We start from the raw sequence: 13226 nt of genomic DNA, 5'->3' as shown, positions 1-13226 counted from the left end.
CATCAACAATGAGTTCTGAACTGCTAAGCGAATTTTTTAACCTATTTCGATTTTGAACTTTTTCCTTTCCGCTTCCTTAATCCAATTACGGAGTTTGCTTGGGCTAATGGGCAATTGATTGATCGTGACTTCTAATGGATCGAGCGCATCAACAACCGCATTCGCAATGGCTGCAGGCGGGGAAATGGCTCCACCTTCACCTACTCCCTTGATGCCAAGTGGATTTCTGGTAGAGAGGAATTCTTGATGGGACTTTTCTACAGTCGGGATTTCCATGGATGTCGGCAATAAATAATCCAAATAAGATCCAGTCAAAAGTTGGCCTTTCTCATCGTAAACGACTTCTTCATATAGAGCTGCACCAATTCCCTGGGCTATGCCACCCTGCACTTGACCATCCACGATCATTGGATTGATGACCTTTCCTGCGTCATGAACCACACTATAGCCTTTCAACTCGACAAATCCTGTTTCCTTATCCACTTCCACCATGGCTATGTGGACGGACGATGAAAAAGTAACAGTGGGAGGAACGAAGTAATGTGTGACTTGCAGGCCTGGCTCCATTCCAACAGGCACCTTACATCTGTTTCCTGGACGTGCCGCTTTAGCAATTTCCTTATAGGTCACACATTTTTCTGGGTTGGTCTTAACAAAGGCTTTGCCATTTTCCATTTGTAAATCAGCGGATTCAACTTCAAGCAAGGCAGCTGCGACGGCCAATACTTTTCCCCTTAATTTCGCTGAAGCAATTTGAATGGCCGATCCAGCATTTACTGCACTCCGGCTAGCGTATGTTCCGGCCCCAAAGGCCAAGTTCGTTGTATCACCAACCCTTATTGTAATATCATTTGGGCTAAGCATTAATTCATCCGCACAGATTTGGGAGAATACCGTTTCGTGCCCCTGCCCCTGCGGAGAAGCTCCAAGGTATGCCACGACCTGACCGGTACCATCAATCGTGACATAAGCACTTTCGAATGGACCAGCACCAGTTCCTTCTACATAAGTGGAAATGCCGACACCGACTAGCTTTCCTTGCTTCTTCAACTCTTTTTGCTGCTCTCTAAATCCTTCGTAATCAATCATTTTCAAACCTTGATCCAATGCAGCGGGATAGTCCCCGCTATCATAAATCAGCTTTGCACCATCTTTAACCAAAATCCCTTGGTCATAAGGCATATCCTCCGCTTGAATCATGTTCTTTCGCATTACTTCCACTGGATCTTTTTTCAACCTTCTAGCGACCATGTCGATAATTCGATCCATTACGAAAACGACCTCTGGTCTTCCTGCTCCCCGGAATGGAACATTCGGTGTTTTATTCGTTAAGACAATCTGGCAAGTAACATCATAGTTTGGAATCTTATATGCTCCCCTTAAATGGTAGGCACTATTGTAGGCACATGTTAATCCAAAATAATTTACAGCACCACTATCTATAATGAAGTGATCTTTAATTCCCAAAATAGTGCCATCCAGGTTATAAGCAACCTCAACATCATGGATTTGATCCCGTGAATGGCGGGCACTTGTCATATGTTCTAGACGGTCTTCAATCCACTTGACAGGTCTCTTCAATAACTTTGAAAGATATGGAATTAAGATTTCTTCTGGGTGAACCCCACCTTTTGGTCCGAAACCACCACCTACGTCAGGTGCAGTCACTCTGATTTGCTGTTCAACCAAATCCAATGATCTAGCAATATAAGTTCTAACCTCAAAAGGAAGTTGAGTGGAAGAATAAACATGAAATTGATCTGTACGGTTTTCATAGGTGGAAACGACCCCCCTCGTTTCTAGCGGGTTGGAAGAAACTCTAGGCGTTTGGATTCTTGCCTTGAGGATTTGATCTGCATTTTTAAGGGACTGTACAGCATTTCCAGTCGTAACATGGAAGTCTGCCTGGACGTTATTCTGTAAATGCTCTTGAATCAATGGTGCGCCTTTTTCCAATGACTTGAATGGATCGACAACCACTGTTAGCGTTTCATATTCCACTTTTATTAAATCTGCTGCATCTTCGGCCACATACCTGTTATCTGCAACGACGACTGCAATGGGTTGCCCTACATACATCACCTTATTCTTTGCCAGGACATCTTCATAACAATAATGGATAGTGGGATTGATCGCTTCCTCTAGATTGGGAGGCAAAGCACAATGTGATTCAAATTGGACAAGAGGCTTTATGATTCCATCTATATCCATTCCGGTGAGAATGGCATGCACCCCTTCCAATGACTGAGCTTCGGAGATATCAATCCCTTTGATTGTGGCATGTGCATGTGTGCTGCGGACAAAGACTGCTTCAACCATATTTGCCATTCGGATATCTCCCACGAATTGCCCTGTTCCTGTAACCAAACGATAATCTTCCCTCCGCTTAACACTTTGGCCAACGTATTTTGTCATGCCTGTTCCCTCCTTAATTGGACACAGTTTGCGCAGCCTGCTTCACAGCTTTAATAATATTGGAGTAACCGGTGCATCGACATAAATTTCCAGAAATGCATTTTTTTATTTCTTCTTCACAAGGGTTTGAATTTTCCTCCAGGAAACCTGAAACCGTCATCAAAAATCCTGGAGTACAAAACCCGCATTGCAGGGCATGATTATCCGAAAATGCTTGCTGTAGGTGATTAAGCTTCCCATTCTCCTGGATAAGTGACTCCACCGTCTTGACTTCACATCCATCCGCTTGGACTGCAAGCATTAAACATGAGCGGACTGGATCACCGTTAACATGGATTGTACAAGCTCCGCAAACTCCATGTTCACAGCCAATATGTGTTCCAGTAAGGAACAGGCTCTCCCTGATAAAATCCGATAATAGCAATCTAGAGTCTACTTCCCTCGATATATCTTGTCCGTTTACTTTTAGATTTATCTTAACACCATCCATCACATCACCCTGCCCCCTTGTGCACGAATGGTCGCTAGCTTTAAGGCCCGGATGACCATCGTACCAGATAGTTCCCTTCTATATTCAGCAGTACCATGGAGATCGGATTCAGGTTCGATCATCTCCATTGTTAAAACACTCGCATCCTTATAAATTTCCTCAGTCGGTTCCTTTCCAACCAAAAGCCTTTCCACATCCCCTAAAGCTGTAGGAACGGAATTCACGCCACCAATGGCTAATTTAACCTCAGAAAAACTTCCATCTTCACTTAGATCAACTACCGCAGCCACCTCAACCAGACCAAAATCACCATGCCTTCTGGCCACTTCAACAAATGCCGATCCACTATTCGGCTTTAATATCGGGAACCGAATCTCTTTAACCAATTGATCCGGCTGTAAGGATGTAAGCATATAGGTAAGGAAGAACTCTTCAGGGCTTACTATTTCTTCGCCGTTTACATCGGCAATGACTACTTCTCCTCTTAAAGCGGTTAAAACGCATGGAAGCTCCGCAGATGGATCACCATGGGCGATGCTGCCACCAACAGTTCCCCGATTGCGTATTTGTTCATGGCCTACCCACCGGATCGCTTCCGATAACAATGGACACTTCTCCTTAACCAACTCGGATTTTTCAATTTCCCTGTGTTTCGTCAAAGCACCGATGACCAGTGATTCACCATCTTCTTTTATATAGCTCAACCCCTCAGCCCTGCCAATATCAATCAAGTATTTTGGCGTTGAAAGCCTCATATTCAATAATGGAATCAAACTTTGTCCGCCGGATAAAATTTTCGCATCTTCCCCGTATTCTGATAAATAGTCCACAGCTTCTTCCAAGCTCGAAGGCCGAAGGTAATTAAACGTAGCTGGTTTGATAGGAACCCCTCCATTCGTGATACACCTTTTAAATGGTTTGAATGACCGGCATTAAATTCTTTGATGAGTTTTTAACTGTTTCTCCATATCTTTAAAGAATTTACCTGCCATGAATTTTGCAATACCACCAATAACCCTGCTTCCCACACCAGCGATCATTCCACCTATATCTGCGTTGCATTCCCAAATCAATTGACAACCATCACCATCAGGAATGATTTTACAGTCCATTTCAGCAGAAACAAAACCTGGCTTCCCGCTTCCTTCAGCATTTAAAATATACTGATAAGGCACTTCCAAATCCTTCAATTTCACCTTTCCCGTGTAGTCACCTTTTACAGCTGCTACACCAAGCTTAAGTCCAACATCATATTCACCATCTGCAACTAATGAAAGGTCTTGACATCCTGGAATAGCATTCTTGAGCAATTCCGGATTATGCATGGCTTCCCAAATCACTTCTGCGCTATAATCAAAGTTTATTTTTCCGGATATCTCCATTTTTCTAGCCCCCAATTTTACAAATTTTTTTAACCTTTTGCTCCCTACTTTTTTACCTGCATACATGTATACATCTTAGTTTAAAAAAATCCAAGCCGCTAACTACTTTCAATAATATTAATATTCCGAATTGTTTGTCAATTATTTTTTCCGTTTTGTTGTTAAATTTTTCACTATTATGCCAACCTTACAAGGCCATGGTTGAAGTCCCCTTCCTGCCCATTGCCTTGTATATGCTTTTTACGGTTTCACTTGTCTAGAAAGCTAATCAGCTGATTAGGAGGGAAAATGGCTAGATTTTCGATTTAATGACCACTGGAGTTCATTATTCCTGATTATGTAAGTTCCAAGTGCTCTGGAATTTGTATCCGGAAACCTAATTAATGATCAATTGTTACATGTTTACTCATCAAAACGTTCTAATAGTTCAATAATCACTTTATAGGTCGATGTTGTATCCATATAGGCATATCGGCCTTTTCCGTTAAAAAAGTTACCTGTCTGTATGACCGGATAGCCCATTTCTTCTAACATCTTCATTTTATCCTCCAAGTCTTTTACGACAAAAGATATATGGTGAACACCCTCACCATATGTTTCAAGATGATCTTTCCACGTACTGGGTGATTCGCCCGGCTCGATCAATTCAATTTGAATTAACGGGGTATCGATGAACATATATTTTGATTTTCCTTCAGTGGGCTTCCCTTTGTAAATCACGTTTGTAATATCGGTTGAACCAGAATGAATGATGGGAGGTTTTTCAATACCCAACAACTTACAATATGCATCTGCTGCCGCATCCAGGTCTTTTACAACTAACGCAAGCTGTTCCACTTTGTTAGTCCCTAATAGCGGCTGAACGCTTGCATCTTCTGGTCTCTCCCATGCCGTTTTTCTTGGCTCTGAACTTTCAAGCAGTTCAACTAACGTTTTGTGATCATCCAGTGTATCCACATATACATACCGGCCGTCACTTGAAGTGAATTCACCCGTTTGCAAAGCTGGGTATCCGCTTTTCTCCATGATTGGAAGCCTCTTTTGGATAGAGTCAACGTCAAAAGCTATATGGTGGATCCCTTCACCTACTTCATCCAGGAACTCACGCATCGTTCCTGGATTTTTATCGGGTTCTATTAGTTCAAATTGGACGGTTGGTGTATTCAGAAAAGCCAGTTTGGATTGTGATTCCGTTGGTACACCTCTAAAAGTGACATTCGAAACAGAACTGTCACCAGTTAGAAATGGTTCTGACTTCTTAATGCCTAGCAGTCTTGTGAAAGCTATATTAGCAGCTTCAATATCTTTTACAACAAATGCGAGTTGATTAATATTCCTATTGCCCAATAGTGATTCAGCCATACTTATAAACCTTCTTCCCATAGTTTATTTTGTAATGAACTCAACCCAGTCCGCGAACTGACAATCCTCCATCACTGGAGATTACTTCGCCGGTAATTGCACGCGCTGCGTCCGATGCTAATAGGACATATGCAGCTACATGATCTTCGGGCATCTGTGCAAGCTGAAGAGGGTTTCTTTTTTTAATGCTATTTGCCTTCGTTTCATTATCCACTATTTTAACGAATGGACGTAGGGGAGGAATGACCGATAATGCTGTCAGAGTGCCACCAGGCGCTACAGCATTCACCCTAATGTTAGGAGCAAGTTCAAAGGCAAGTTGGCGCATCAACCCTATTTGGGCATGCTTGCTTGCTGTGTACCACACCCCGCCGCCATCCGGATAAAAACTAGCACCGGATACGGTGAAAATAATATTGCCATTCGATTTTTGCAATTCTTCAAGAGCGGCTTTAGCACCGAAGAAAGATCCTTTAACGTTAATATCGATCAAAAAATCATATGCTTCGGAAAGTGCATCGGGAGTTACGTCGGCAAATTTAGCAAATCCATCAAAGACACCTGCATTAGCAACGAAAACGTCCAGCTTTCCAAATTGCTCGACTGTGGCCTGGACAGCCCTCTCATTGTCTTCATATTTGCTTACATCTCCTTGGTTAATGAGAATCTCTTCACCAAATTCCTCTTTCATTTTCTTTAGCGTTTCTATCGAGCGGCCGATGATGCTGACTTTTGCACCTTCTTGTATAAAACGTCTAGTGACAGCCTCTCCGATACCTGAATTGCCCCCGGTAATCAACACTACTTTATCCTTTAACGCCATTGCCATTGTAACCAGCCTCCTCGTTATCTCTTTTAATCCAAGTCAATAATTATACGAAGATAGCAAGATTTCTGGTATTTATCGTTGATTGATCAACAATGAATATCCGTTTGGAAAGTTTCCATTTACCTTCTTCGAAAATGAATTCATCATTTCGTTCCCCCGAAATCAAATCATGTTGAATATCCGTGCTGCGGCTTCGATAGATAAGCAGATAGCTCTTGACGACTGCCTTTTCACCTTCAACAAATTCTTTAACGCGTACATTAGAGACAAAACGCCGCGTTCTTGACGGCGGTATTTCCGCCCAAGCATAATCCGTTTTCAAACGATCCACGCGCAGTTTAAGCAGCTCAATATCATCATTAAATGTAAACATTTCCGTTGAATAATCCGGGCGTTCCACTCCTTCTTTATTAACACGTACAGGCATTTGATAACGCAAGCTCGAATGCATTAAATCGAACCAATCATCAAATTCAATATCATCCAGCAGTTGAGCTTCATCATACAGCCACTGTTCAAATTCACATTTGAGCAACATTTTCTCCACATTCATTTCCGTTCCCCCTCCCGCTTATCATTTCGTCATTAATTCAAGCCAGTACTTGTAAAAATTCCTTTGGCTCGCTTCAGTGAATTTATCATCGTAAGCAACACCCGGTCCTATAAAATCAACTGGTTCACGATGAAGCCCCATTGTATAATTGTAGGTTAAATTCTTTAGGAAAGGCATTGGGCCTTGGGCTGCTTCAGTAATATCCGTAAACACTTCCGTATCATCCTGTTCGAAAATACCGGATGGGCTAAAGGTCAATATAAATGAATCTCTTGATCTATCTTTCCAATCTTGGGAGGCGTTCTTTTCCACGAGCATCCAAGCGATCACTTCCATTTTATTGTGACCGATTGGCCGCCACATTCTAATTGAAGTGTTGGATATGAATTGGTCTTTGATTTTTGTATGGGATATTAAAAATGATAAGTTGGGGAAAACGTTCCCAATCATATTCTTTAAGTTTGATAACACTCCATATTGTTCTTCAGACAAATTAGTTTTAAATTCATCTTTCAATTCTTCCGGAAAAGCGAATTCAGGGTTAGGTGTCCCTAAGTTCAGTCCATGCCCGTTTTCCGTATGGATTTGAAAACCACGCTTTGAATAGGTAGCATTGGGCACCATGCCCAGTTTGGCAATGGATCCGTGTGTGACCATCGTGTGATAGGAATCACCAACAAAGTTATCGGAACCAACTTTCCAGTTGGAATTAACAACGAATCTTTGCGGAACCCCGATTACTTCCATTTCTGCACGACCTACGAGTATATCCAAATACCATTTAATGTCTCCAAGAAACTCTTCAAGCGGCTCTGCATCTTCATTCCAAGTTCCAAATAAAAGACCTTTATAGGATTCAAGCTTCACTTTGTGAAGGCCCATTTCCGCCCGGTCAAGGTTGCCCCCATATATGTCCTTTTGTAATGGCACCCCTACGAGCTCACCAGTGTTTTTGAAATTAAACCCATGATAAGGACACGTAAATAATGACTTGTTCCCTTTATCCGCACGGCATAGTTTCATTCCGCGATGCGTGCACATATTATAAAACGCCCTGATTTCCCCTTCAGCATCACGAGTGATGATGAGCGAGTAGCCAGCCAGTTCACGGGTCATGAAGTCTCCTTTGTTGGGTACTTCAGAATCATGACCGATAAAAACCCATGTTTTCAAAAACACTTTTTCATGTTCTATATCATAAACCTTTGGGTCTCCAAGGAGGTATGCAGGTATAGCGCCTTCCTCTGGTTTAACCGTTTCGTTCAGATAGTTAATAACTTGCTGTTTCGACATTTCTTCTAAGGATTTATCAGTTTTAAGCATACTTTTTCTCTCCCTTCCAAGCTTTAAATCATAAGTCTTAACCGATTTGAACGCTCTTTTCCTTATTTTGCAGAGTAGCCAAAACACTTAATGCCGCTAGATAACTCGTTTTCGGATTATTTGGCATCGGATCATTTTCCACTTCCAGTTTCAGTTTCCCGAACGAACCTGACGCTTCTATCAGGTGATTGTTTTTTAACACATTTGGATCGGCAATGATTTTCACTTTCGTCTTTTCCGATCCAAGACCAGCCAAGGACAGCACAATCGCAACATTAATGTTTCTCGGAAACTGTTTGATCGCTTCTGCAGCAGATCCTTCAAATAATACCGTTTCTTCTGTCACTGTAGTACCTGCAGGCAATGCGTTTGGCGGTTTTCTTGTGGTGATGCAAACAGATTCAAGGCCATTCACCGCTTTTGCCGACTTAAGTACATCGAGACCTCCAATCGCACCAGACGGAAGGAGAATATTCACATTATACATTTTGCAAATCTGGCTTGATTGTTCTTCAAAGGCAGTATTCGCCATCACGCCAATGCTGCTCAGCAAGAGATCCTTCCCGCTTTTAAGCACTTTCAATGCATACTCTTCAGCTGCTTCGATCGTTGCAGCCTCTATGACTAAATCTACATCGGATTTAAGGAGTTCATCGACATCACTATATGCCTGTGTCGTGAATTCTTCAGCTAGTTGTGCCGCTATTTCTTCACGGCGGGCATAAATCGCAACAATTTTCCCACCTGGAAGTAGCCCGTCGTTATTAATGGCCTGAAGCAGAAATTTTCCGATATTACCGCACCCGATTAAACCTAATTTCATGTAGTTTCATCCTTCCTCAATCAGCAAACCCGTATGAGTCCGCAAAGAATTCCAACCCGCAATGTCTTGTTTCCCGGGAAACACCACTTTCTTTTAAGCCAGGGAAATCCAGAGCCAAGTCGCTGAAAACGGTATGATTATTATGGAAAACCGCACCAGCTTCAAGGCGATCTGCCATTTCGACAGCGATATCTTCATTCTCGGTCCAAACAGATGCACGCAGCGCAAACTCACTATCATTCGCTAATTTTACAGCTTCATCAATATCATTGAAAGGTAAAATTGGAATGATGGGTCCAAATTGTTCTACCCGAACCAATTCGCTCTGCTGATCGACACCAGTAATAATGGAAGGAAGCATATAATAACCTTTATTCCAAGTCTCAGGATTCAACTGAATGCCAGTCGTGATTATATTTCCTCCTGATTTAGCCGTACGTTCGATCAAGCCATTCACAAAGTCATATTGTGCTTTATTATTCAATGGACCCATAGTTACGTCAGGCTGAATGCCATCACCAATTACCATCCGGCTAAACTCTTTGGTCAGCTTTTCCACAACCTCTTCATAACGTGATTTTTGAACGTACACTCTTTTTACTGCAGAACAGACCTGACCCGCTGCTCGTAAAATCCCCATCCTCAAACGTTTGATAGCGGCTTCATCCATATTGGCATCTTCCAAAATGATGGCAGGATCATTTCCGCCAAGTTCCATATATACTTTTTGCAGATTTCCAGCTGATTTCTGCATGATATCTTTTCCGGTTTCCGTACTTCCGACAAACGCCAATGTCCGTACGCGTGAATCTGAACATAGTTTGTCGCCAATTGCTTTTCCTGATCCTGAGACTATATTGATGACTCCTGGAGGAAAATGTTCAGCAACTACTTTTAAACAGGTCATTATCGTTAAAGGACAATTCGTTGCAGGTTTTACGACAACGGCATTGCCTGCCAAAACAGCAGGTATAACCCGTTTAAATGTTAATATCATCGGAGAATTCCACGGTGTGATTATTGCCGTGACACCTCTTGCCCTTCTTCGGATCTGGACTTTTTGATTTCCAGGGAGCACTTCAGGCTTCCACCAATCAAGTAACTCTGCTGCACAGCCCTTCATGACTTCAACACAGCGCAGTAAATCCTTTTTAGCTTCTACAAGTGTTTTGCCATTTTCACGTACAAACACTGTAACATTTTCCTCGATTACTTTTGAAAGTTCGTCTGAAGCAGTGTTCATCCGGTTAGCCCGTTCCTCAATATCAGAGCGAGACCACTTTTCAAAAGCAATTTCTGCCGCTTCAATCGCGTCATTCACGATTTCTTCAGAGCATTTTGCCACCTGGCCAACTACTTCCGATGTATTTGCCGGATTTACTACATCGACTTTCTCCGGTAATTCTATCCATTCTCCATTAACTAGATATTTTCCTGAAACAAATGGGTATGTCGAAATCATTCTCAATCCTCCTTATAGTTTTTTGGGCTTGAACGCTTCCGCAGCTCCTGGCGGTCCGCCAAATGGCTTGGCCATAGGCCCCACAGCTTCCATATCAACAACGATCATTGAAGGTTTACGTCTTTCCTTTGCCTTTTTCAGTTCGGATATGAATTCATCTCCAGAACCAATACGGACAGCATCAAAATGCATGGACTCAGCCAGTTTCACAAAATCAGGACTCAATAAATCCACGGCTACCTGACGACCATATGCGGCTGTTTGAATATTGCGAAGAACCCCATAGCCTGAGTCATCGAACAATACGATGATAACTGGTAAGTTTTCTTCGGCTGCCGTGACCATTTCCCCGACATTCACCATAAACCCACCGTCTCCAGCCATTAAAACGACGGTCTTATCTGGACACCCCATTTGGGCACCGATTGCTGTTGGAAGACCTTGACCAATTCCGCCGCCTGATGCATGAATGGATGTTCTCGGTTCATAGATTTCAAATAAACGGCTGCCCCAAACGTTTGCCTGTACGGTTACATCACGAACCAGAATGGTATCGTCTGGTAATATCTCCCTCATGCCATCCACAAATTGCTCATAAGGCCCAAGCGTTTCCCTGAGTTGAGCGCGCACTTCATTTCTAAGCGAAAGAACTTCTTGTAAATAAGAAGGTTCCGCATGAACTGAATGTTCTTCGAGCTTTTGATTGATGGCAGCCAGCATATCTTTCGCATTGCCAACCAAACCTAACGAAGCTTTATAGTTCCGGTTAATGGCCTGCCAATCCGCATCGATCGCTATATGTTCTTGTGGCACCGGCACTTTCCAGTTGGATGTTTCATTCCCCCTAAACCTTACACCTACACTAATCAATAAATCTGCATTTCTTAAAAACTCTTTTGTTGTTTCATATGCTGCAAAATGTCCGATGCATTGTTCATGGTTTTCTGGAATCGCACCTTTTCCTGACTGACTTGTTATAACCGCTGCACCAAGGAGTTCCGCTAATTTTTGCAGCTCTTGCGAAGCATTGGCACTGATGACTCCACCACCAGCCCATATTACAGGACGGCGTGCGCCTACCATTTTTTGCACGGCTTGTTCAGGAATAAATGGCAATGAATTTGTTTCAGATGTTGAAGGCCGCAGCCCTTCGAGTGAAAGATCTTCTATGATCGCCGATTGAAAGTCAATCGGGATTTCCAATGTAACCGGACCCGTTGGTGCAGTTAAAGCTTCTTGGATCGCCTTCCTTACCACTGCTGCTGATTGGTCAGGGTTTCTAAGCCTCACTGCATTTTTACAAGCTCCGCTCATCATTGAAAGCTGGTCTTTACACTCATGTATGTATCCTTTACCTGTACCAAGATAAGAAGAAGCCACCTCACCGGTAAGATGAAGAAGGGGGACACCAGCTGCCCATGCTTCCACTAGTGAACCAGCAGCATTTCCTGCCCCTGTTCCGGTACTTGTAATCACTACACCCAATTTCCCAGTGGCGCGGGCATATCCATCAGCCATATTCACAGCACCGCTCTCACCGCGTGAACAAATGAGTTTGATGCTTCCTTCTCTAAGAATTGCATCATAGATTGGCATATTGTGAATACTGACAATCCCGAAAGCAGCTTCCACTCCTGCTTGAACAAGCTCCTTTACGATGGAATCGGCAGTCGTAAACTCTATTTCTTCTTGTATTTTCATCGCGTTATCCTACCTTTTTTAGTAATATATTTATAGTGCCTTTCCGATCGCTCCTGCCGTCTCAATCGTCGAACCCGCTACATAACTTGCTTTGTCTGAAGCAAGGAAAACGATGACACTGGCCACTTCTTCCGCTTCACCTACACGGCCAAGAGGGATATTCCGTTTTTTCGCAAGGTCTCCGTAATACTCTTCAGGGTCCATATCAGGTGCATTTTTCAATCTTCTTCGCTCCCATTGATCCGTCCGGATCAATCCAAGACTCACTGAATTAACCAATATATTGTCAAAAGCCAATTCCTGGGACAAGGTTTTGCTTAAATTAAGGAGACCAGCCCTTGCTGCTGCAGTCGCTACCATATGACGTTCAGGTTCTTTAGCAAGCGTTGCATTAATATTAATGATCCGCCCTCCTCCCCTTTTCACTAAATGGGGATGCGAAGCACGAACGGCATATATGATGGCAAAGAACTTTAACTGAATCTGTTCTTCCCACTGCTCATCCGTTATGTCAAAAAAGTGACCCATCACGCTTTGACCGGCTGCATTCACCAATATATCGATTCCGCCAAACCTCTCAGCGGTACCATTAATGAAAGAATCCACATCCGATTTTGAGGTGACATCACATGTTGATGCAAAAATATCTGCCTTTTCACCAAATGAGAGCAATTGAGTTTGTGCACTCTCCATACGCTCTGCACTTCTACCGCATATAGCCACTTTCGCTCCCTCAGCTAAAAACATTTCTGCTGTTTTTAATCCCACGCCCGACGTGCCGCCCATTATGACAGCAACTTTTCCTTGCAATCCTAAATCCACTCTCGTCACTCCTTTTCAAAGCCATTTTCCTTAAACGATGTCCTAGCTACGTACAAGAATAATG

The 13226-nt window shown here is 42.9% G+C and carries 12 protein-coding genes; all 12 read right to left on the bottom strand.

From position 1 onward, the window contains the following. Positions 1–36: 36 nt before the first annotated feature. The gene (locus MKY17_RS12290; protein ID WP_098371937.1) at positions 37–2415 is read right to left on the bottom strand and encodes a xanthine dehydrogenase family protein molybdopterin-binding subunit; all 2379 of its coding nucleotides are present in this window, start codon (positions 2413–2415) and stop codon (positions 37–39) included. A 13-nt stretch (positions 2416–2428) separates the two neighbouring features. Next, positions 2429–2905 carry a (2Fe-2S)-binding protein gene (locus MKY17_RS12285; protein ID WP_098371936.1) on the bottom strand — a complete coding sequence of 159 codons (477 nt, stop codon included), beginning with the start codon at positions 2903–2905 and terminating at the stop codon, positions 2429–2431. Then, positions 2905–3786 carry a xanthine dehydrogenase family protein subunit M gene (locus MKY17_RS12280; protein WP_098371935.1) on the bottom strand — a complete coding sequence of 294 codons (882 nt, stop codon included), beginning with the start codon at positions 3784–3786 and terminating at the stop codon, positions 2905–2907. The genes MKY17_RS12285 and MKY17_RS12280 overlap by 1 nt, the downstream gene beginning before the upstream one ends. Before the next feature lie 51 nt (positions 3787–3837). Continuing rightward, entirely contained in the window at positions 3838–4287 is a 450-nt protein-coding gene (locus MKY17_RS12275; RefSeq protein ID WP_179891084.1) for a carbon monoxide dehydrogenase subunit G, read from the bottom strand. A 402-nt stretch (positions 4288–4689) separates the two neighbouring features. Continuing rightward, positions 4690–5649, bottom strand: coding sequence for a VOC family protein (locus MKY17_RS12270; RefSeq protein WP_098371933.1), 960 nt, complete (start codon positions 5647–5649; stop codon positions 4690–4692). Positions 5650–5689: 40 nt separating this feature from the next. After that, on the bottom strand, positions 5690–6478 hold the full coding sequence (locus MKY17_RS12265) for an SDR family NAD(P)-dependent oxidoreductase (RefSeq protein WP_241588720.1): 789 nt from the start codon (positions 6476–6478) through the stop codon (positions 5690–5692). Positions 6479–6521: 43 nt separating this feature from the next. Continuing rightward, positions 6522–7031 (bottom strand): aromatic-ring-hydroxylating dioxygenase subunit beta, encoded by a 510-nt coding sequence (locus tag MKY17_RS12260; protein ID WP_098371932.1) that lies wholly within the window; start codon positions 7029–7031, stop codon positions 6522–6524. 21 nt (positions 7032–7052) lie between these two features. Next, the gene (locus MKY17_RS12255) at positions 7053–8354 is read right to left on the bottom strand and encodes an aromatic ring-hydroxylating dioxygenase subunit alpha (RefSeq protein ID WP_098371931.1); all 1302 of its coding nucleotides are present in this window, start codon (positions 8352–8354) and stop codon (positions 7053–7055) included. A gap of 37 nt (positions 8355–8391) precedes the next feature. Next, positions 8392–9177: an aspartate dehydrogenase gene (gene nadX, locus MKY17_RS12250; protein ID WP_098371930.1), complete on the bottom strand. Its 786-nt coding sequence runs from the start codon at positions 9175–9177 to the stop codon at positions 8392–8394. A 16-nt stretch (positions 9178–9193) separates the two neighbouring features. Next, the gene (locus MKY17_RS12245) at positions 9194–10639 is read right to left on the bottom strand and encodes an aldehyde dehydrogenase family protein (protein WP_098371929.1); all 1446 of its coding nucleotides are present in this window, start codon (positions 10637–10639) and stop codon (positions 9194–9196) included. Between the two features lie 12 nt (positions 10640–10651). Further along, positions 10652–12340 (bottom strand): thiamine pyrophosphate-binding protein, encoded by a 1689-nt coding sequence (locus MKY17_RS12240; RefSeq protein WP_098371928.1) that lies wholly within the window; start codon positions 12338–12340, stop codon positions 10652–10654. A gap of 30 nt (positions 12341–12370) precedes the next feature. After that, positions 12371–13162: an SDR family oxidoreductase gene (locus MKY17_RS12235; RefSeq protein ID WP_098371927.1), complete on the bottom strand. Its 792-nt coding sequence runs from the start codon at positions 13160–13162 to the stop codon at positions 12371–12373. Positions 13163–13226 lie beyond the last annotated feature (64 nt).

The sequence above is a fragment of the Peribacillus sp. FSL P2-0133 genome (genome assembly GCF_037975445.1).
In the GTDB taxonomy this organism is placed as follows: Bacteria; Bacillota; Bacilli; order Bacillales; family DSM-1321; genus Peribacillus; species Peribacillus simplex_E.
This window is presented reverse-complemented; position numbering and strand designations above follow the sequence as displayed.

Coding starts and splice junctions, on each gene's coding strand:
- nadX (WP_098371930.1), bottom strand. CDS start 9,177: ATGAAATTAGGTTTAATCGGGTGCGGTAATATCGGAAAATTTCTGCTT.
- MKY17_RS12290 (WP_098371937.1), bottom strand. CDS start 2,415: ATGACAAAATACGTTGGCCAAAGTGTTAAGCGGAGGGAAGATTATCGT.
- MKY17_RS12265 (WP_241588720.1), bottom strand. CDS start 6,478: ATGGCAATGGCGTTAAAGGATAAAGTAGTGTTGATTACCGGGGGCAAT.
- MKY17_RS12270 (WP_098371933.1), bottom strand. CDS start 5,649: ATGGCTGAATCACTATTGGGCAATAGGAATATTAATCAACTCGCATTT.
- MKY17_RS12260 (WP_098371932.1), bottom strand. CDS start 7,031: ATGAATGTGGAGAAAATGTTGCTCAAATGTGAATTTGAACAGTGGCTG.
- MKY17_RS12240 (WP_098371928.1), bottom strand. CDS start 12,340: ATGAAAATACAAGAAGAAATAGAGTTTACGACTGCCGATTCCATCGTA.
- MKY17_RS12285 (WP_098371936.1), bottom strand. CDS start 2,905: ATGGATGGTGTTAAGATAAATCTAAAAGTAAACGGACAAGATATATCG.
- MKY17_RS12275 (WP_179891084.1), bottom strand. CDS start 4,287: ATGGAGATATCCGGAAAAATAAACTTTGATTATAGCGCAGAAGTGATT.
- MKY17_RS12255 (WP_098371931.1), bottom strand. CDS start 8,354: ATGCTTAAAACTGATAAATCCTTAGAAGAAATGTCGAAACAGCAAGTT.
- MKY17_RS12245 (WP_098371929.1), bottom strand. CDS start 10,639: ATGATTTCGACATACCCATTTGTTTCAGGAAAATATCTAGTTAATGGA.